Origin of the sequence: Prevotella communis (genome assembly GCF_022024115.1) — a bacterium.
Taxonomy (GTDB): Bacteria; Bacteroidota; Bacteroidia; order Bacteroidales; family Bacteroidaceae; genus Prevotella; species Prevotella communis.
Genome location: NZ_CP091792.1, coordinates 2,009,235 through 2,030,045, shown reverse-complemented (window position 1 = coordinate 2,030,045; position 20,811 = coordinate 2,009,235). Strand labels below are relative to the sequence as shown.

At 49.1% G+C, this 20,811-nt stretch carries 17 protein-coding genes; 14 read left to right on the top strand and 3 right to left on the bottom strand.

The window, feature by feature from the left end:
• Window positions 1–24: 24 nt before the first annotated feature.
• The 7 genes from L6468_RS08205 (at window position 25) to feoB (ending at window position 8,558) form a co-directional block, all read left to right on the top strand.
• Entirely contained in the window at window positions 25–696 is a 672-nt protein-coding gene (locus L6468_RS08205) for a DUF4956 domain-containing protein (RefSeq protein WP_237792884.1), read from the top strand.
• On the top strand, window positions 681–1,439 hold the full coding sequence (locus L6468_RS08200) for a DUF2490 domain-containing protein (RefSeq protein WP_091819194.1): 759 nt from the start codon (window positions 681–683) through the stop codon (window positions 1,437–1,439). Before L6468_RS08205 ends, L6468_RS08200 begins: the two co-directional genes overlap by 16 nt.
• 11 nt (window positions 1,440–1,450) lie before the next feature.
• Window positions 1,451–2,629 carry a carbohydrate-binding domain-containing protein gene (locus L6468_RS08195; protein WP_091819193.1) on the top strand — a complete coding sequence of 393 codons (1,179 nt, stop codon included), beginning with the start codon at window positions 1,451–1,453 and terminating at the stop codon, window positions 2,627–2,629.
• A 65-nt stretch (window positions 2,630–2,694) separates the two neighbouring features.
• Window positions 2,695–3,765 (top strand): LacI family DNA-binding transcriptional regulator, encoded by a 1,071-nt coding sequence (locus L6468_RS08190; RefSeq protein WP_237792883.1) that lies wholly within the window; start codon window positions 2,695–2,697, stop codon window positions 3,763–3,765.
• 17 nt (window positions 3,766–3,782) lie between these two features.
• Window positions 3,783–5,279: a UxaA family hydrolase gene (locus L6468_RS08185; RefSeq protein ID WP_091854975.1), complete on the top strand. Its 1,497-nt coding sequence runs from the start codon at window positions 3,783–3,785 to the stop codon at window positions 5,277–5,279.
• Between the two features lie 55 nt (window positions 5,280–5,334).
• Window positions 5,335–6,123 carry a hypothetical protein gene (locus tag L6468_RS08180; RefSeq protein ID WP_237792882.1) on the top strand — a complete coding sequence of 263 codons (789 nt, stop codon included), beginning with the start codon at window positions 5,335–5,337 and terminating at the stop codon, window positions 6,121–6,123.
• Window positions 6,124–6,245: 122 nt separating this feature from the next.
• Window positions 6,246–8,558 (top strand): ferrous iron transport protein B, encoded by a 2,313-nt coding sequence (feoB, locus tag L6468_RS08175; RefSeq protein WP_091819189.1) that lies wholly within the window; start codon window positions 6,246–6,248, stop codon window positions 8,556–8,558.
• 80 nt (window positions 8,559–8,638) lie between these two features.
• Here the strand turns inward: feoB and proS are convergent, their stop codons facing one another.
• Window positions 8,639–10,120, bottom strand: a complete 1,482-nt coding sequence (gene proS, locus L6468_RS08170) for a proline--tRNA ligase (RefSeq protein WP_091854979.1) — start codon at window positions 10,118–10,120, stop codon at window positions 8,639–8,641.
• Between the two features lie 140 nt (window positions 10,121–10,260).
• Between proS and L6468_RS08165 the strand changes: the two genes are divergently transcribed.
• The 4 genes from L6468_RS08165 to L6468_RS08150 all read left to right on the top strand — a co-directional run bounded on the left by L6468_RS08165 (window position 10,261) and on the right by L6468_RS08150 (window position 14,445).
• Entirely contained in the window at window positions 10,261–10,929 is a 669-nt protein-coding gene (locus L6468_RS08165; protein ID WP_091819187.1) for a YiaD family glycine zipper/OmpA-like lipoprotein, read from the top strand.
• Window positions 10,930–10,973: 44 nt separating this feature from the next.
• Entirely contained in the window at window positions 10,974–11,648 is a 675-nt protein-coding gene (gene mtgA / locus L6468_RS08160; protein ID WP_237796662.1) for a monofunctional biosynthetic peptidoglycan transglycosylase, read from the top strand.
• Window positions 11,649–11,728: 80 nt separating this feature from the next.
• The gene (locus L6468_RS08155) at window positions 11,729–13,474 is read left to right on the top strand and encodes a phospho-sugar mutase (protein WP_237792881.1); all 1,746 of its coding nucleotides are present in this window, start codon (window positions 11,729–11,731) and stop codon (window positions 13,472–13,474) included.
• Between the two features lie 53 nt (window positions 13,475–13,527).
• The gene (locus L6468_RS08150; protein ID WP_091819185.1) at window positions 13,528–14,445 is read left to right on the top strand and encodes a glucosaminidase domain-containing protein; all 918 of its coding nucleotides are present in this window, start codon (window positions 13,528–13,530) and stop codon (window positions 14,443–14,445) included.
• Here L6468_RS08150 and L6468_RS08145 read toward each other — a convergent pair.
• Both L6468_RS08145 and L6468_RS08140 read right to left on the bottom strand, forming a co-directional pair.
• Window positions 14,431–14,796 (bottom strand): 2-amino-4-hydroxy-6-hydroxymethyldihydropteridine diphosphokinase, encoded by a 366-nt coding sequence (locus L6468_RS08145; protein ID WP_176944349.1) that lies wholly within the window; start codon window positions 14,794–14,796, stop codon window positions 14,431–14,433. The two genes, L6468_RS08150 and L6468_RS08145, sit on opposite strands and share 15 nt — an antisense overlap.
• A gap of 12 nt (window positions 14,797–14,808) precedes the next feature.
• Window positions 14,809–17,106, bottom strand: a complete 2,298-nt coding sequence (locus L6468_RS08140; protein WP_091819183.1) for an NADP-dependent malic enzyme — start codon at window positions 17,104–17,106, stop codon at window positions 14,809–14,811.
• 117 nt (window positions 17,107–17,223) lie between these two features.
• Between L6468_RS08140 and L6468_RS08135 the strand changes: the two genes are divergently transcribed.
• From L6468_RS08135 to L6468_RS08125, 3 genes are read left to right on the top strand one after another with little or no spacing between them, the layout of a single operon-like run.
• Window positions 17,224–17,853, top strand: a complete 630-nt coding sequence (locus L6468_RS08135) for a TetR/AcrR family transcriptional regulator (protein WP_091819182.1) — start codon at window positions 17,224–17,226, stop codon at window positions 17,851–17,853.
• Complete coding sequence (locus L6468_RS08130) at window positions 17,853–19,274, top strand: SGNH/GDSL hydrolase family protein (protein WP_237792880.1); 1,422 nt, start codon at window positions 17,853–17,855, stop codon at window positions 19,272–19,274. Before L6468_RS08135 ends, L6468_RS08130 begins: the two co-directional genes overlap by 1 nt.
• A complete protein-coding gene (locus L6468_RS08125; RefSeq protein WP_237792879.1) occupies window positions 19,271–20,731 on the top strand; it encodes an MBOAT family O-acyltransferase in 1,461 nt (486 codons plus the stop codon). The genes L6468_RS08130 and L6468_RS08125 overlap by 4 nt, the downstream gene beginning before the upstream one ends.
• Window positions 20,732–20,811: the final 80 nt, after the last annotated feature.

Genomic DNA, 20,811 nt, shown 5'->3' with positions numbered 1-20,811 from the left:
AAGGTAAAAATAAGGTAAAAAACGATGGATTACATTTTGAATTTCTTTTCAGGTGACTTCGGATTGGCACTTCTGCGTTTTGTAGTGTGCATGTTTGTAAACTGGGTGATTATTGACCGCCTGTATTACAAAAAGTCACGTCGTCGCGATTTCTATTTCACGTTCATGCTTATCTCCGTGGCCATTTTCTTCCTGGTTTACTTCATGATGGGTATGGATCGCGGTAAGGCCACAATGGGCGTAGGTCTCGGCTTGTTTGGTATCTTCAGTATCATGCGTTATCGTACCGACACGATGCCTGTGCGCGAGATGACTTACCTCTTTATTATCATATGTCTCTCTGTGGTTCATGCGATGGTGGATGTAGAGTCGACCCCTGATGTCCTGGCAGACTTCCTGAAGTTGGGTGTCATCGATGTCATCGTACTCGTTGCTATCAGCATGTGTGAGCGCCGTCTGAAGATATTGAGTAATAAGCTCATTCAGTATGACCGCCCGGAACTCTGTAAGCCGGAAAACAAGGAGAAGCTGATTGCTGACCTGGAGGAACGTACCGGTCTTAAGATTATCAAGGTAGAGGTCGGCGGTATCGATTTCCTCAAGGATTCTGTGGTGCTGCGCGTCACCTACGACAGTAAGCCTAATGAAGTAGATAATCAATTCACGGTAAGAAAATCACAATGGAGAAACGTCTGATTATTTTGTTGCTGGCCGTAGTCGCAGCGCTGCCCCGGCTGTATGCCCAGAGTGAGTCAGGTATGATTCTAGGACTGGAGGTAGAGAAGAAAATCAATAAGCAGTTGGGTGTCAGCTTGGAGGCCGACTACCGTAGTCGTAATGACTTCAAGACCTCCGACCGCTGGAGCGTGGGGCTGAATGCCGACTATAAGTTGGCCAAGTGGCTGAAGGCCGACGCTGGCTATACTTATCTGAATACTCATTTCGGAGAGAAGATCACGAAGGGGGCATCGAAGACGAAATGGCGTCCCAGCTACTGGGGACCGCGTCATCGCTTTCATGCCTCTTTGGGGGCTGACTACAAAGTGTGGAGCAATCTTCGCGTGTCACTTCGTGAGCGTTGGCAGTATACCTATCGCCCCGAGAAGAGTGTAGAACGCTGGAAGATTGATGAAACCCTGAAGACGAAATCGCTGGATAGTGATTATATCCGTGAGTCAAAAGGCAAGCATCAGCTCCGCACCCGACTGCAGGTGGAATGGGACCAGAAGCGTGCTATGTTCACTCCCTACGCTAATGTGGAGTTCTATAACAGTATGGCTATCGAGAAAATCCGCTATACCGTTGGCACGGATATCAAAATCACCAAACAGCATTCTTTCGGCCTCTACTATCGCTTCCAGGATATGCGAAACTCGGATGCCGAGGATGCCGATCCTGATATGCATTATTTCGGCGTAGGCTATAAACTAAAACTCTAAAACAAGTAAAGATGATGAAAAAGTATTTTCTTGCCGTCTTCCTGATGGCGCTAACTGGTGGCATGATGACATCGTGTGGCGATGACGATACCAGCGAATATGATGGATATAAGACCGTGACGGATGATGAAAAGGAGAATGACAGCGATACTACGGTCGTTGTACGTGACACCCTTGCCGTGAATATCGTATGGGATGGTACCACCGTCCAACTGACAGGTGATGTTGACTCTGTCTCCTATACGCAAACGGGTGGCGATGTGGTGATTACCTCCAATATCGACAGATTCCTGGAACTGACCCTTAGTGGTTCAACCTCTGATGGTTCTCTCCTGGTCTACAGCCTGAAGAAGTATGGCATCATCCTGAATGGTGTCAGTATTACCAATCCGGATGGAGCCGCAATCAATAACCAGTGTGGCAAAAGTCTGTTCCTGACCTTGGCGGATGGTACGGTGAATACCTTGACGGATGGTGAAAATTATGCCGAACGGACATTCGACCAGAAGGGTACTTTGTTCAGCGAGGGACAGATTTACTTTGGCGGAACTGGTTCACTCACAATCAATGGCAACGGAAAGAATGGCATTGCCTGCGACGACTATATCGTTATGAATGGCGGCACCATCAAGATTGATGTGGAAGATACGGGTTCTAACGGCATCAAAGTAAACGATGGCTTCACGATTAACGATGGTGTGCTGACCATTGACGTGAAAGCTGATGCGGCTCGCGGTATCCGTTGTGAGGCCCGTACCACGATAGCTGGTGGTACTACGACCATCACGACATCTGGCGACTGTGAGACTGAAACTGTCGAAGGGGTAGAGGATGCCTCTTCTGCAGCGGGTATCAAGTGTGACAGCCTGTTCCTGATGACAGCCGGAACCCTGACTATCACCAGTAAGGGTGATGGCGGCAAGGGTATCAACTGCGCCGATAGCGTGAAGTTCTGTGGCGGAACGCTGTATGCCGAGACAAAAGGTGGTAATGACGAAGGAAAGCCCAAGGCTGTGAAGGGCGATAAGGGTATTGTTGTCAGTGGCGGCTCGTTCACGGCTAAATGTGTGAAGAGCTGGGCGCTCGACAATGGTGTTGATACAGAAGACCCCAAACAGCGTGTCACCATCCTGGGTGCGCCCACGACGAACACCGTTCAGAAACGCAACGTCGTTATCAAATATGAATAAAATCTGCCATAACTTTTTGTTATTCGGCAAAGATTTCATACCTTTACACGAAATATCAGAAAGTTATGGCAACTGAAAAGATTAGAATTAAGGATATCGCAGAGCGGGCGGGAGTGTCAGTGGGCACTGTCGACCGCGTTTTGCATGAAAGGCCTAACGTGTCTCCTGCAGCACGGGAGAAGGTAGAGAAGGCCTTGGCAGAAATGGATTATCAGCCTAATGTATATGCTTCAGCATTGGCTTATAATAAGGATTATTTGTTTTGTTGCGTCATTCCGATGCACGAAAGTGAAGCCTATTGGGACGAGATTGAAGAAGGCGTGAAGGCATGTACCGCCCTCAGGCGTGATTTCCATATCTCCCTGAAGATTTTGTATTACGAGCGCTTCAACTCGGCTTCTTTTGAGAATATTGCCAAGGAATGTCTGGATGCTAATCCTGATGGTGTCATCGTAGTGCCAGCCCGACTGGATATCACTCGCGATTTCACGGAACAGTTGTCCGACCGTATTATTCCTTTCATCTTGCTTGACTCCTATCTGCCGGATTTGAAGCCATTGGCTTTCTATGGTCAGGACTCTTTCCAGAGTGGCTATTTTGCAGCCCGTATGATGATGCTGATTGCATCTAAGGAACAGGAGATTATGATGATGAAGCAGCTCAACAACGGACATGTCGGTTCTAAGCAGCAGTCCAACCGTGAGACTGGCTTCCGTCATTATATGCGTGACCACTTCCCTGAAATTTCAATTATTGACGTTGATCTCCCTCTTGGTGGTACGAAGGCACAATACGATAAGATCCTGGAGGACTTCTTCAAGGAGCATCCTCATGTGCACCATTGTATCACCTTCAATTCCAAGGCCCACCTCGTTGGCGAGTTCCTGTTGCGTACCAATCGTCGTAACGTGCAGATTATGGGTTACGATATGGTGCCAAAGAATGCCGAATGTGTGCGCCAGGGCAGTATCTCGTTCCTGATTGCCCAGCATGCCTATATGCAGGGCTATGCCTGCGTGGAGACCCTTTTCCAGGCTATCGTACTGAAGAAGGAGGTGAATCCCGTGAACTACATGCCTATTGAACTGCTGGTCAAGGAAAACATTGAATTCTATCGCCGAACGAATGTCGGATAAAAAACAAACTATTATTTATGGAACTTAAAACTTATCTCAAAATCAATCCTGCAGACTCTGTCGTTGTCTGTTTGGTAGAAAAGAAAAAAGGCGACGTCATCGAAGCTGGTGGCGAACGTGTGGTGCTGGCCGAGGATGTACCTGCTGGTCATAAGGTGCTGTTGCGCGATGTGAAGCAGGGTGAGAACATCATTAAATACGGCTATCCTATTGGTCATGCTCTTAAGGATTTGAAAGCTGGCGAATGGGTGAATGAGAATAATCTGAAGACGAATCTGTCTGGTACGCTTGAATATACATATTCTCCTGTTAACGAGGTACTTAATATCAAGAAGGAGAACAGGACCTTTAAGGGTTATGTTCGTAAGAATGGCGATGTGGGCGTACGTAATGAGATATGGATTGTGCCTACTGTGGGCTGTGTCAACGGTATTGCCGAGCGCCTCGCAAAACAGTTGCGTGAGGAGACCGGTTGCAAGGATATCGATTCTATCTATACCTGGCATCACAACTACGGTTGTTCGCAGCTGAGCGGTGACCACGAGAATACCCGCAAGGTGCTTCGCGACATTGTGCTTCATCCTAATGCCGGAGCAGTATTGGTACTGGGCCTGGGATGTGAGAACAACCAGCCTGATGACTTCATGAAGCTCTTGGGCGATTACGACAAAGACCGCATCCGCTTGCTCGTTACTCAGAAGGTTGATGGCGACGAGGTTGAGGCTGGCATGCAGATTTTGCGTGAGCTCTACGCTATTGCCAGCAAAGACCGCCGTGAGGATGTGCCTGTCAGCAAACTGCGTGTAGGCTTGAAGTGTGGTGGCTCTGACGGATTCAGCGGTATCACCGCCAATCCCCTTGTTGGTGAGTTCAGCGACTGGCTCGTGGCACAGGGTGGTACGAGCGTATTGACCGAGGTGCCTGAGATGTTTGGTGCTGAAACGATTCTGATGAACCGTTGCGAGACGCCTCAGCTCTTTGAGAAGACTGTTTCGATGATTAATAATTTCAAGGAGTATTTCCTGAGCCACGGCGAACCCGTAGGCGAGAACCCCAGTCCTGGTAACAAGGCAGGTGGTATCTCTACCCTCGAGGATAAGGCCCTTGGTTGTACGCAGAAATGTGGTCGTGCCCCTGTGAGCGGTGTGATGGAATACGGAGACCGCCTGTCGGCTACAGGCCTGAACCTCCTCTCTGCTCCTGGTAATGATCTCGTGGCTTCTACCGCTCTGGCTTCTTGCGGTTGTCACCTGGTATTGTTTACCACTGGCCGTGGTACGCCCTTCGGCACCTTTGTTCCTACGATGAAGATTGCCACCAATCCTACATTGGCCGAGCGTAAGCCCAACTGGGTGGATTTCTCTGCCGGACAACTCATTCAGGGTCGTACGATGGAGGAACTCGTGCCCGAGTTTATCGATAAGGTGCTGGCTGTTGCCTCTGGCGAGAAAGCCCGTAATGAGGAAAACGACTACCGCGAGATTTCAATATTCAAGAACGGCGTAACGCTATAGGTTTGAGGTTTGAGATTTAAGGTTTGAAATTTGAGGATTTGAGCATTAAAATAGAATGGATGTAACAACACGAAATTTCTTTCGCCTTTTGCGTGCAGGCGTGTTCGGTCAACAGGAAAAGGTCGAACCGATGTCGGCATGCAAATGGCGGAAGACGATGTTGTTTGCCCAGGCTCATGGTGTCGAGGCCGAGACCTATGCCGGACTGGAGGTGCTCAATGAACAGTATTTCATTCAGATTATCTCCCCTGACGTGGTCAAAGAGTGGGCTTCACTATTTTCCTCCCGCCGCGCTCGTCCTGAGTATGACCTCTCCTTACTGTCTCCCCGTTTGAAGAAAGGGCTTGCGGCTATTGCCGAGAAGACCGATACTGCCTCTGCCGACTATCAGTTGCTGGATGCCTTTGTTCATTTGGCTTATGCTCTGCTGCGTGATGACCAGTGGGTGAGACAGATGTTGGTTACCGGCGAGCTGATTCGCGAGCGTGGCACTCAGGTGGACAGGGAGCAGATTAAAACGTGGTTTAAGAAGCTGCATCTTCATAAGATGATACAGTTGGAAGGTGCCCTCCTCGTAGAACTGCTGGGCCTGCAACAGGAAGAGTTGCCTTTTGAGGTCCTTCCTTCCAACTTTGATATCGACCGCTTTGCATCGGCCATCCCGCATAGTCAGGAGCAGATGCGCTTCTCTCAGGGAAAAGATATCTTTGTTCATACAAGTAATAAGTCGGCCATGGTGTGGAACGCACGTCGCTCCGCCCGCTTTTTCCGATATAATCCAGCAGAGAGCATCGCAAACCTCTTTTCGTCGTTTGCCAGGTCGCTCACAAATATTGAGGAGTAGTTCAGGTAAAATACTGTGATATACTCCTTATTTATAGGTATTATTTTATAAAAACAAACTGTATTGCTGGCTTTTCCGCAAAAAGTTTGTAACTTTGCATGTCAAAGAAGCGTTATTAAAACATGAAACTTTCTGAATTGAAAAATGGAGAGCAGGGTGTTATCGTGAAGGTGTTGGGTCACGGTGGCTTCCGCAAGCGTATCATAGAGATGGGATTTATCAAGGGACAGACCGTAGAGGTGCTGCAGAATGCGCCCCTTCAGGATCCCGTGAAATACCGTATAATGGGCTATGAGGTGTCACTTCGTCGTCAGGAGGCCGAGCAGGTGGTGGTGGTTTCTGTCTCTGAAGCACACGAGATGGAATCGCAGGTAGTGCTGCAAGGGCACGAGGAGGACTACCTACAGCACCGGGCCTTGCAGCAGCGCCGTACGATACATGTGGCACTGGTGGGCAATCCCAACTGTGGTAAGACCTCGCTATTTAATTTCGCTTCTGGTGCCCATGCTCATGTGGGCAACTATAGTGGTGTCACCGTGGATGCCGCCGAGGCCCACGCACAGATGTTCGGTTATGAGTTTCTGCTTACCGACCTGCCCGGTACTTATTCCCTCTCGTGCTATAGTCCTGAGGAACTTTATGTCAGAAAACATCTCTCGGAACAGATGCCCGACGTGGTGATTAATGTGGTGGATGCCTCTAATCTGGAGCGCAACCTGTATCTCACCACCCAGTTGGTGGATATGAATGTGCGTATGGTGTGCGCCCTGAATATGTATGACGAGTTTGAACGTCGTGGCGACAAACTGGATATCCCTACGCTCTCGTCTCTTTTTGGCATGCCCATGATTCCTACGTCGTTTAAGACGGGTAGGGGACTCAAGGAACTTTTCCGTGCCGTGATTCAGGTCTATGAGGGCAAACAGGGTACCTCGCGACATCTGCATATCAACTATGGTCACGAGATAGAACAGGGTATCAGTCATATCCAGCAGTACCTGAAGGCTGATGAACATATCCGTCAGCGTTATTCTACCCGTTATCTGGCTATCAAGCTCCTGGAGCACGATAGTGATGTGCTGCAGTATATTGGACAGCATCTTGCCGAGGAACATCGTCCTGAGGATCGTAAGCAGCTCCTTCAGGCACGAGATGTGGCTGCTGCACGTGTGCAGGAGGAAACAGGTTCTGATTCCGAGACCGCCATCATGGATGCCAAGTATGGCTTTATCAATGGTGCGCTGAAGGAAGCTGGTTATGTGACGGGAACCAAGGAGGATACCTATCGCACGACCCACCGCATAGACCATATACTGTCGCATAAGGTATGGGGCTTCCCCGTTTTTTTCGCCATTCTCTTCATCATGTTCCAGACCACCTTCATGCTGGGCCAGTATCCTATGGACTGGATAGATGCCGGTGTAGAGTGGTTGGGCGAGTGGATAGGTACTACGATGGAGGACGGTCCGCTTCGTTCGATGCTTGTCGACGGTGTCATTGGCGGTGTTGGCAGCGTTATTGTGTTCCTTCCCCAGATTCTTATCCTCTATTGCTTTATCTCCATCATGGAGGACTCTGGCTATATGGCCCGTGCTGCTTTCATCATGGACAAATTGATGCATAAGATGGGACTTCACGGCAAGTCATTCATCCCTCTTGTCATGGGCTTTGGCTGTAATGTGCCAGCCGTGATGGCTACCCGTACCATTGAGAGCCGTCGCTCACGTCTCATCACGATGATGATACTCCCCTTGATGTCGTGCTCTGCACGCCTACCTATTTATATCATGATTATCGGTACCTTCTTCGCCGTAGAGTATCAGTCGTGGATTATGATATCCCTCTATGCCATTGGTATCCTGCTTTCGGTGGTGGTAAGTAAGGTATTCTCTTCCTTTATCATCAAGGGTGACGATACTCCGTTTGTGATGGAACTGCCGCCTTATCGTTTCCCCACACTGAAGGCTGTGGTGCGCCATACATGGGAGAAGGGTAAGGAATATCTGAAGAAAATGGGTGGTATCATCCTGGTTGCCAGTATCCTGGTGTGGGCTATGGGCTATTTCAGTTTTACGGGAGTGGCAGAGTCGATGGAGACCAGTATCATTGGCCGCATGGGACAGGCCGTTGCACCAGTCTTTGCCCCTCAGGGCTTCAACTGGCAGTTGGATGTATCGCTTATCACCGGTGTTGGCGCTAAGGAGATTGTTGCATCATCTATTGGTGTGCTGGGCGGACTGGAGTCGCTCACGCCTCTGCAGGCCTATTGCTACCTGCTCTTTGTGCTGATTTATTTCCCCTGTATAGCTACTGTCGTTGCTATTAAGAACGAGACCGGCTCCTGGCGTTGGGCTTGCGTGTCTGCCGTTTACACCACTTGTCTTGCCTGGGTGGTCTCTGCTGTGGTCTATCAGATAGGCTCTTTGCTCTGCTAGGATTATTGATACAATAAAAGACCGATACCCGCGAAGGATATCGGTCTTTTTTCTATTCTGTTGTAATTTGGTTCCGGAACTTAGTAGCTGCGGGCAATGATAACACGAGCCTTGGAAGGCTTGCCGCTTACCATATCGACACCAGGTGTCTGCTCTACGCCGAATGGCACGCAGCGGATAGTTGCCTGAGTCTCTTCCTTGATCTTTGCCTCGGTCTCGGCTGTACCGTCCCAGTGGCAGAGGAAGAAACCACCGTCCTTGATGCGCTCCTTGAACTCCTCGTAGTTGTCGCACTCGTAGATATGTGCATCACGATAAGTCTTGGCCTTCTCGAAGATGTTCTTCTGGATATCCTCGAGCAATTGCTCAACATATTCTGCGATACCCTCGATAGAGCGAGTCTCTTTCTCCAGAGTGTCACGACGCATCACCTCGATGGTGCCATTCTCAAGATCGCGGGCACCCAGTACCAGACGTACGGGAACACCCTTCAATTCGTAGTCGGCAAACTTGAATCCAGGACGCTTATTGTCTGAGTCGTCGAACTTCACTGTGATGCCAGCTTTGCGAAGCTTCTCGATGATAGGCTGAACCTCCTTGTTGACCAGTTCCATCTGCTCGGGCTTGGTGGCGATAGGAATAATCACTACCTGGATAGGAGCCAGACGTGGAGGCAATACCAGACCGTTATCGTCAGAGTGTGTCATGATGAGTGCACCAATCAGACGGGTAGAAACGCCCCATGATGTAGCCCATACATATTCAGGCTTATTCTCCTTATTGAGATATGTAACCTCGAAAGCCTTGGCGAAGTTCTGACCCAGGAAGTGAGAGGTTCCGCTCTGTAGGGCCTTACCGTCCTGCATCATAGCCTCGATGGTGTAGGTATCCAGTGCACCGGCGAAACGCTCGGTCTCACTCTTAACACCCTGGACAACGGGTACGGCCATCCACTCCTCAGCGAACTTGGCATAGACCTTCAGCATCTTCTGTGCCTCCTGCTCAGCCTCTTCGCGAGTGGCATGAGCGGTGTGACCTTCCTGCCACAGGAACTCACTGGTGCGGAGGAAAGGACGTGTACGCATCTCCCAGCGCATTACGTTACACCACTGGTTGCACATCAGGGGCAGATCGCGCCAAGAGTGAATCCAGTTCTTATAGGTGTTCCAGATAATTGTTTCTGAAGTAGGACGGACAATGAGTTCCTCTTCGAGTTTGGCAGAGGGGTCAACCTCAACACCACTCTTGTCTTCCTTGGCGCGCAGACGATAGTGAGTCACCACGGCGCACTCCTTGGCGAAGCCCTCTACGTGCTCGGCCTCACGGCTGAGGAATGACTTTGGTATCAGCAGGGGGAAATAAGCGTTCTGAGCGCCAGTCTCCTTGAACATACGGTCAAGCTCGTGCTGCATCTTCTCCCAAATGGCATATCCATAGGGCTTGATAACCATACAGCCACGTACAGCCGACTGTTCAGCGAGGTCGGCCTTGACAACAAGGTCGTTGAACCACTGGCTGTAATTATCGGCTCTTTTTGTTAAATCTTTTAATTCTTTTGCCATGTTTTGTTCAATATCTTTAAAAATTTTGTGCAAAGGTACAAAATAATTGAGAATTGTAGATTGCGAATTGAGTTTTTTTTCTATCTTTGCACGTTGAAAAGAGCATGTTTAACATTTTTATAAATAAAAACTAAAACGTTATGAAGAAAATGAAGACAATCATCCTGACACTCTGTGCAGGAATCGTCATGGCAGGTTGTAGCAATCTGGCCAAGGGAACAACAATCGGTGCAGCCGGCGGTGCAGTGCTTGGCGCTATCGTTGGTAAGGTAGCTGGTAATACAGCAGTAGGTGCTGCTATCGGTACTGCTGTTGGTGCTGGTACTGGTGCTCTGATTGGTAAGCACATGGATAAGGTGAAGGCTGAGGCTGAGGCTGTGAAGAACGCTCAGGTTGAGACCGTTACTGATGCCAATGGCCTGCAGGGTGTGAAGGTTACTTTTGATAGCGGTATCCTCTTTGCTACCAACTCATCTACATTGAACGCTTCTTCTCAGAACACCATCAAGCAGATTGCTGATGTGCTGAAGAACAACAGCGATGTAGACGTAGCTATCTTTGGTCACACAGACAGCACAGGTACCGATGCTATCAACAATCCTCTTTCAGAGAAGCGTGCAAAGGCTGTTGAGAGCCAGCTGAAGAAACTTGGTGTTTCTAACATCAAGCGTGTAGAGGGTCAGGGCTCAAAGAATCCTGTTGCTGATAACTCTACAGCAGAGGGCAAGAAGCAGAACCGTCGCGTAGAAGTATATATGTATGCTTCTGAGGCTATGGTCAAGGCTGCTGAGGCTGGCACATTGAAGTAAACGGCAATTGAGAATTGATAATTGACAATTAACAATTGAAAGCAATTCTTCAACGCATTAGAAAAATAGCCCAATGGGGCTTGGCATTATTCTTCGGCACTACCATTCTTTCTGTGGTAGTGCTGAAGTTTTTACCAGTCTATTACACCCCGCTGATGTTTATCCGTCTCTTCCAGTTGGACGAGATGAAGCTGAGTCATACGTGGGTGACACTAGACGAGATGTCGCCATCCATGCCACTTGCTGTGATGGCCAGTGAGGATGCAAAATTCCCTGATCACTGGGGCTTCGACTTCGAAGCTATCCAGTATGCAGCCAAGCGTAATAAAGAGCATCCTGAGAAAAACAGATTGGGCGCTTCGACAATCAGTCAGCAGACAGCCAAGAATGTATTTTTGTGGCCCGGTCGTTCCTGGGTACGTAAGGGATTGGAAGCCTACTTTACTGTCTTGATAGAGGTGTTCTGGTCAAAGGAACGTATCATGGAAGTCTATCTCAATTCCATCGAGATGGGACCTGGTATCTATGGCGTGCAGGCTGTAGCCGAAGAGCATTTTGGATGTGATGCCAAGGACCTGACGCCCAGTCAGTGTGCCCTTATTGCTGCCACGCTACCCAATCCACGTCGGTTTAGCAGTAAGGAACCTAGTCGCTATATGAAAAAACGTCAGAGGCAGATACGTGCCAACATGCGCTACGTAAAGCCTTTGGAAAAATAAAACCTCTCTTTTTCTTTGTTATTTGGGAAAAGTTTATTAACTTTGCCCCTCAGATGAATTATTAACTTAAAAGACATAAAATGGAAAACAACGCTCAACTCATTGCCCAGTGCGAGGCACGGGCAAAGGTGTGGCTCTCTCCTGCTTTCGACGAGGAGACCCGCAAGGAAGTTCAGGCTATGCTTGACGCAGAGGATAAAAGTGCACTTATCGACGCTTTCTATCAGAATCTGGAATTCGGTACGGGTGGTTTGCGTGGCATTATGGGTGCTGGCACCAACCGCATGAATAAGTATATTGTAGGTATGGCTACTCAGGGATTTGCCAACTACATCAACAAGGCATTCCCCAACATGCAGCCTGCTGTGGTTGTAGGACACGACTGTCGTAACAATGGCCGTATGTTTGCTGAGACAGTTGCAGATATCTTCTCAGCCAACGGCATCAAGGTTTATCTCTTTGAGAGCCTCCGTCCTACACCGGAGATTTCTTTCGCTATCCGTCAGTTGAAGTGTCAGGCTGGTGTCAATGTCACCGCTTCTCACAACCCCCGCGAGTATAATGGTTACAAGGCTTACTGGGACGATGGTGCTCAGGTATTGGCTCCCCATGACAAGGGTATCATTGACGAGGTAAACAAGGTTAAGATTGAGGATGTGAAGTTCCAGGGCAACAAAGACCTGATCATTCCTATTGGTGGTGAGATGGACTGGGACTATATCGCAGCCGTAAAAGAGGCTATGGTCGATCAGGATGTTATCCTGCGTCAGAAAGACCTCAATATCGTATACTCACCTATGCATGGTACTGGTCGTGTGATTGTTCCTATGGCTCTGCGTTCTTGGGGCTTCCAGAATATTCATGTAGTACCCGAGCAGATGGTTATCGATGGAAACTTCCCCACAGTCGTTTCTCCTAACCCCGAGAATGCCGAGGCTATGACACTGGGTATGAAACTGGGTACGAAGCTCAATGCTGACCTGGTGATTGCCTCAGACCCCGATGCCGACCGTTTGGCTATTGTTTGCCGCAATGCCAAGGGTGAGTGGGAAATCCTGAATGGTAACCAGACCTGTATGATGTTCTGCTGGTACATCATTGCCAACAAGAAGAAACTTGGTCAGTTGAAGGGTAATGAGTTCCTCGTGAAGACTATCGTGACTACCGAGGTTATTGCCGAGATTGCCAAGAAGAATGGCGTAGAACTGATGGACTGCTACACCGGCTTCAAGTGGATTGCCAACGAGATTCGCGTGAACGAAGGCAAGAAGAAGTATATCGGTGGTGGTGAGGAAAGCTTTGGCTTCCTGCCATTTGACAAGGTACGCGATAAGGATTCTCCCGCTTCTATCTGCTTGATTTGTGAGATTGCTTCTTGGGCTCGTGACAACGGTATGACGCTCTATGACCTGCTTATGAATATCTATAAGGAGTACGGCTTCTCTAAGGAGTACACTATCAACGTGGTTCGTCCTGGTAAGACCGGTGCCGATGAGATTAAGCAGATGATGACCGACTTCCGTAACAATCCTCCCCAGACATTGGGCGGCTCAAAGGTTGTCTTGGTGAAAGACTACAAGACCCTTGAGGCTAAGGATGCTCAGGGCAATGTTACCAAGTTGGATATGCCTGACACCTCTAACGTACTGCAGTGGTTCTGTGAGGACGGTACCAAGGTTTCCGTTCGTCCTTCAGGTACTGAGCCAAAGATTAAGTTTTACACGGAAATTAAGGACGCAAGCTTCTCTGGCGCAGCCGATTATGAGCGTTGCACAAAGGCAGCAGAAGCTAAGATTGAACTCCTGAAGAAAGATTTGAAACTCTAATATCCCGATGGGCTCCCGAAGAAATTCGAGAGCCCTTCTTCTCTTTTGCAGAAATGATTAAGAAAACTTATCTCGTTGCGTTTGTCGCTTTTTGTCTTTCCTCTGTAGCGAGTGCCCAGTCTGTCTGGAATGCCCGTTACCAGAACTATATCAACCAGTATAAGGATTGTGCTATTGAGCAGATGCTGAAATGGAAGATTCCTGCCAGCATCACCTTGGCTCAGGGTTTGCTGGAGAGTGGGGCTGGTGACAGCGACTTGGCCCGTAAGGCCAACAACCACTTTGGTATTAAGTGCCACGGGTGGACAGGTCGTACTATCTATAAGGATGATGATGCGCGCAACGAGTGTTTCCGTTCCTATAATTCTGCTTACGAGTCGTATGAAGACCACTCTCGTTTCCTGGCTTCCGGTCAGCGCTATCGTGGACTCTTCGGTTTGAAGATTACCGACTATAAAGGTTGGGCCCGTGGCTTGAAAGCTGCCGGTTATGCTACCAACCCCAAGTATGCCGATCGCCTGATAGACATCATCCAGTTGTACCATCTTTATGAGTACGACAAGGCGCGCTCGTACGATAAGACTTTGGAAGCCCATACGAAGGACCACATGCAGAATGGTCAGCCCCTTCATCCCATGGGTAAGTATAACAAGAACTACTTTATCTATGCGCGCAGGGGAGACACGTTCCGTTCTATTGGCGAAGAGATAGGTATCTCATACAAGAAGATTGCCCGCTATAATGAGCGCGACCGCGACGACCGCTTGCAGGAAGGTGAAGTTATCTGGCTGAAGAAAAAACAGAAGCGTGCGCCCAAGGAATACAAGGACAGACTGCACTATATCCGTGAAGGTGAGTCCATGTATACTATTGCCCAGAAATACGGCATCCGTCTGGAGTCGCTGTATAAGATGAATCACCTGAGTCCCGATTACCAGATCAGGGTAGGGGATGCGTTAAAGCTGAGGTAAGAGGTCTTTTACGTAAGGACGTTCCCAGTCGCGTTGGTGATGATGTACGCCGTCAAACTCTAAGACGTCAATATCTATACGTACAATACCCTGTTCGCGCTCTTCCGGCGTGCGTCCGTGCCAAATCTCTATCTCCTTGATAGCCTTTATCAAAGCCTCGAAATCAAGTTCTGTCTGTGCTTTGACCAGTTGATTCAGATAAAGATCCGTTCGTTTACTGGCTATCGGTTCTGTCCAGATAGCATCCGTATAATGTGGTGAAAAGAGTATCTGCCCGAGGCTTTTTTGTGCTTCGGGCAGATTCTTTTCCGCTTGATAGTTGGCACCGAGTGAAAGAATTACTTGATGCATCACCATAAGTTCTTATCGTTTATTGATTCTTGTCTTGATCTTATCCACATAGGCATCGATCACAGCCACAGCCACGATGTTGACCACGTCGCGAACTGAAGCACCGAAGTCGATGAAGTGGATGGGCTTGTTCAGTCCCATCTGAATCGGGCCGATGATTTCCACGTCGGCATCCAGCATCTGCAGCATCTTGTAGCTTGAACGTGCTGAGGTGAGGTTGGGGAATACCAGTGTGTTTACATCCTTACCCTTCAGACGAGTGAATGGATACTGCTCGTCGCGTAACTCCTTGTTGAGTGCGAAACTGATCTGCATCTCACCATCGATAGCCAGGTCGGGATAGTCCTTCTGCATCTGTTCTACAGCAGCACGCACTTTCTTGGCACCGTCGCTCTGGGAAGAACCGAAGTTTGAGTGGGAAATCATGGAGATGACAGGCTTCTCGTTAAAGAAGCGTACAGCCGTTGCCGATAGTTTTGCAATATCAACCAGTGTCTCTGTATCAGGGTTCTCGTTCACCAGTGTGTCGCCTACATACAGCGTACCCTTGGGAGAGTTGATGATATGCATCGTGCCGAAGTGCTTGTACTCAGGACGGATTCCAATCACCTCGTTTACTACCTTGATTGTATTAGAGTATTTGGTGTACAGACCTGTGATGAAAGCATCAGCATCGCCCGTCTCTACCATCATCATACCGAAGTAGTTGCGCTCAAACATCTTATCGTTAGCCTCCTGGAAAGTATAGCCGTCGCGCTGACGCTTCTCTGCCAGTACGCGGGCATAACGTTCGCGGCGCTCCTGCTCATTGGGATGACGCAGGTTCACAATCTCGATGCCATCCAGATTCAGATCCAGTTCCTTGGCCATCTTCTCGATCACCTCGTCGTTACCCAGCAGGATGGGCTGACAGATACCCTCGCTCTTAGCCTGAACAGCAGCTTTCAGCATGGTGGGATGTACAGCCTCAGCGAAGACTACGCGCTGGGGATGAGCAGCAGCGGTAGCATAGAGCTTCTGGGTCAGTTTGGTCTCCTGTCCGAGGAGTACTGACAATGAAGCCTTGTACTGTCCCCAGTTCTCAATCTTCTTACGGGCCACGCCACTCTTGATAGCAGCCTTTGCCACAGCGGCACTCACCTCAGAGATGAGTCGTGGGTCAACAGGTTTTGGAATGAAGTAGTCACGTCCGAACTTCAGGTTGTTCACCTTGTACACATCGTTCACCACGTCGGGCACGGGCTTCTTGGCCAGGTCGGCGATAGCGTGAACGGCAGCCATCTTCATCTCCTCGTTGATAGCCGTAGCGTGTACGTCGAGCGCACCACGGAAGATATAGGGGAAACCGATAACGTTGTTAATCTGGTTGGGATAGTCCGTACGACCTGTTGACATCAGTACGTCGGGACGAGCGGCCATTGCATCCTCGTATGAAATCTCGGGCACAGGGTTAGCCAGTGCGAAGATCACGGGGTCCTTCGCCATTGAGCGAACCATATCCTGTGAGAGAACATTTCCTTTTGACAGGCCTACGAATACGTCGGCATCCTTCACGGCCTCGGCAAGTGTGTGGATATCCGTGCGGGTAGTAGCAAAGAATTTCTTCTGCTCGTTTAGGTCTGTACGACTGGTGCTGATCACACCCTTTGAGTCGAGCATCACGATATTCTCTTTCTGTGCACCCAGTGCCATGTAGAGCTTTGTGCAAGAGATGGCAGCTGCACCAGCGCCATTCACCACGATGCGCACCTGCTTGATGTCCTTCTTGGCAACCTCCAGCGCATTCTTCAAACCGGCAGCACTGATGATAGCAGTACCATGCTGGTCGTCGTGCATCACGGGGATGTCGAGGGTCTTCTTCAGACGCTCCTCGATGTAGAAGCACTCAGGAGCCTTGATGTCTTCCAGGTTGATACCACCAAAAGTGGGGGCGATACGCTCCACAGCCTCACAGAATTTCTCAGGGTCTTTTTCGTTGACTTCGATATCAAACACGTCAATACCGCCGTAAATCTTGAAGAGCAGTCCCTTACCTTCCATCACGGGTTTTCCGCTCAGGGCACCGATATCGCCTAGTCCGAGGACGGCGGTACCATTCGAGATAACTGCTACCAGATTACCTTTGTCGGTGTACTTGTAAGCATCATCTGGGTTATCCTGAATTTCCAGACATGGATAAGCTACTCCAGGAGAATATGCCAAGCTTAGATCTGTTTGTGTTCTGTAAGCCTTCGTGGGCTTTACTTCAATTTTTCCTGGGCGACCGCTTTGGTGATATTCCAAAGCTGCCTCTTTAGAAATTTTTACCATACGTGTAATAGATAATTGAGTCAAATTAAAAATGGTATGCAAAAGTACAAAAAATCGACGAAAAATACAAGTGTTTTTTAATCTTTTTAGTAACTTTGCAGCGTAAAACTAATACTTATGCAAGAATTAAAGAGTTTATCGGCATATCGGCAGGGGTTGAAAGGAAAAATCCTGGATACTGCGATGACATTATTTGCTAAAAAAGGCATTAAGGCCGTTAAGATGGACGACATTGCCCGCACGCTGAATATATCCAAGCGTACGATGTACGAGTTGTACGACAATAAGGAGGTTTTGCTCTTTGAAGGTATCAAGAGCTACAATCAGCGACGCGAGAAAGAAATGTCCGAGTTTGTAAAGGGTAACACGAATGTGATGGATATTATCTTGAATGTCTACAAGGTAAAGGTGGAAGAGTTTCGTTTCACCAGTCCATCGTTCTATGATGACATAGAGAAATATCCCAAGGTGATGGCGTACTTGGAGAAGAGCCGTGAGGAAAACAGAAAGGAGTTGGCTGCTTTTTTGGATAAGGGTGTCAAGGAGGGCTATTTCCGTGAAGACATCCACCATGACCTGGTGACCATTCTGTTTGACTCTATTGGTCAGCTCTTCCTTCAGAAGCGTCTGTATGCACATTTCTCTATTGAGAGTGTCCTGAATAATATCATGTTTATCTCTCTTCGAGGCATCTGTACGATAAAAGGTATCGAGGTGCTCGATAAATTCCTGAAAGCCCAGGCTTAATGAACCAAGCAGCACGTACCTTCATATTAGTAGGGCTGGTTGTGGTGATTCTTTTTGCGATGCGTTTTCTCCCGACAATCTATCTGGGAGATAATGAGTTGCGCCAAGTGAATATACTCAGCGACCTGTTGCCCGAAACACTTTCAGGGACAGACAGCACAGAGGTGCTTGACATTCCCGAGCCCCCATCTGTTGTGGCGTCGGTTCCCGATACCGTCGTGGTGTACGATTCCATTGACGGTGTTGATACCGTCATCCCCCGAATGATACAGCCCCAGACCACGCCGGAAGGTGTTACGATGATTGCCGATTATGGTCAGGGGCAATCTGGCGGCATGCACCATTTCTATCAGCAGTTGGCACGTGTCAAGGAGCTGAACCGTCCGGTGCGCATCGCTTATTTCGGCGACTCTTTCGTAGAGGGCGATATCCTGTCGTGCGACCTCCGTGAACAGCTACAGACGCAGTTTGGCGGCAATGGCGTGGGGTGGGTCGATTGTGCCAGTCAGATCTATGGCTTCCGTCAGACCGTCCGTCATTCCTTCGAGGGCTTGCGAGAATACGAAGTGGTGAAGCGCCCGTTCAATGCGCAGGTGCAGAGCATCGCCCAGCGCTATTTCACCATCGACGGCAACAGAGCCACGTTTGTCTATCAGGGCTCTAAGTCGCGCAAGCACCTGAACAACTGGCAGAAAGCCACCTTCTTCTTTAGGACGGAAGATACTATCACCGTGGCAACAAAGATGAATAGCGACACACTTGTCAGTGACGTTATTGGTGGCGACGGACAGCTCCAGACCTTCACCAAGCATCATCCCTCCATGCATAAAATCATCTATTCCGTCTCTGCTGCCTCGCCCAAGACTTACCTTTATGGCGTTGCTTTGGAGAGTAATCAGGGCATCATTGTGGACAATTTTAGTATGCGTGGCTCGTCGGGTGTCACCTTGGGTTCTATTCCCTCTGCCGTACTGCGCGAGTTTGCTGCCCAACGTCCTTACGACCTCATTATCTTCCACTTCGGATTGAATGTGGCCAATGAGAAGGTACGCAACTATTCTTCATATATCCATCAGATGGGAAGCGTTATCCGCCATTTCAAGGCAGCCTATCCCCATACCAGCATCCTCGTTGTCAGTATGACCGACCGCGACCAGCGTTCTATGGAGGGTATCCACACCATGGCGGGCGTTGAGTCGTTCGTTGGTTATCAGCAGATCATGGCAGCCAATGAGCAGGTAGCTTTCTTCAACCTCTTCCAGGCCATGGGCGGACGCGAGAGTATGAAGACGCTGGTGGACAAGGGCTATGCCAACAAGGACTATACCCATATCTCCCATGCCGGTGGGCGCCGACTGGCCACCCATCTGGTAAAGAGTCTTTTAGCAGGATTCGATATTTATAAACAGCAACAGCCATGAGTGAACGTCTTTTGCATCTTCTGACCTACCATTCAGACGAACCCATGATATTCTCCTCGGGCTTGTTTCTGATGGTGTTCCTGTGTTTTACCTTTATATATATGCTCCTTCAGCGTACGCTCACCCTGCGTCTGCTGTTTGTGACCGCCTTCTCCTATTATTTCTATTATAAGTCCAGCGGCCTCTATTTCGGTCTGTTGGCTGTGGTCACGCTGAGCGATTATATCATAGCACGCGTCCTGTCTGTTCATCGGTCTAAATGGCTTGTGGCTTTGTCGTTATTTATCGACCTGGGTCTTCTTGGCTATTTCAAATACACCAATTTCTTCGCCGGCATGTGGGCGCAGATGGTGGGCAGCAATTTCCAGCCTTGGGACATCTTCCTGCCAGTGGGAATTTCGTTCTTCACGTTCCAGTCTATGTCGTATGTCATCGACGTGTATCGTGGTGATCTGAAACCCTTGCCTTCGTTGCTCGACTACGCCTTCTATGTGTCGTTCTTCCCCCAGTTGGTGGCAGGACCTATAGTCCGTGCGCGCGACTTCGCCCCACAGATTCGCAAACCTCTTGAGATTACCTCGCAGATGTTTGCCCAGGGCTGCTATTTCATCGCTATCGGTCTGTTCAAAAAGGCCGTTATCAGCGATTATATCTCCCTGAATTTCGTGGACCGCATCTTCGATAATCCCTCGCTCTATAGTGGTGTGGAGAATCTCTTGGGTGTCTATGGCTATACCCTTCAGATCTATTGCGACTTCTCTGGCTATAGTGATATGGCTATCGGTATCGCCCTGCTGTTGGGCTTCCGTTTTCCCATGAACTTCAACGCCCCTTACCGTTCTGAGAGCATCACTGACTTCTGGCGTCGCTGGCATATCTCGCTGTCGTCGTGGATTCGTGACTATATCTATATCTCCCTGGGAGGCAACCGTAAGGGTAAGGTGCGCCAGTATGTCAACCTGATTATCACGATGCTCCTGGGCGGACTGTGGCATGGTGCCAGTCTCAATTTTGTAGCGTGGGGAGGTATGCATGGTGTGGCACTGGCCCTGCATAAGTGGACGCGCGAACATGTGTTCCATCACGAAAAGCACTATCACAGCACGGGTCTGCGCTGGTTGCTGTCTGTGCTCCTGACATTCCATTTCGTGGCTTTCTGCTGGATATTCTTCCGCAATCACACCTTCGAGGCTTCGTGGGTGATGATCACGCAGATTGCCACCAATTTCCATCCTGAGCTCTTCGAGCAGGTTGTCACCGGCTATTGGATTGTCTTCGCCATGATGCTGTTTGGCTATGTCACCCATTTCGTGCCCGATACCTTCCAGGCGCGTTGCGTGCGTGTGTTGGAGTGGGGCGGTGTAGTGCTGTGTGCCCTCCTCATCACTGCTGTCATCTATCTGGTCATCCAGGTAAAAAGCAGTGAGATACAGCCCTTTATCTATTTCCAGTTCTGACGATAGCATGCTAAAACATGTAAAAAAGTTGGACATTCCGCGAAAAGGTTGTACCTTTGCAAGCTGATTTTATTAATGAT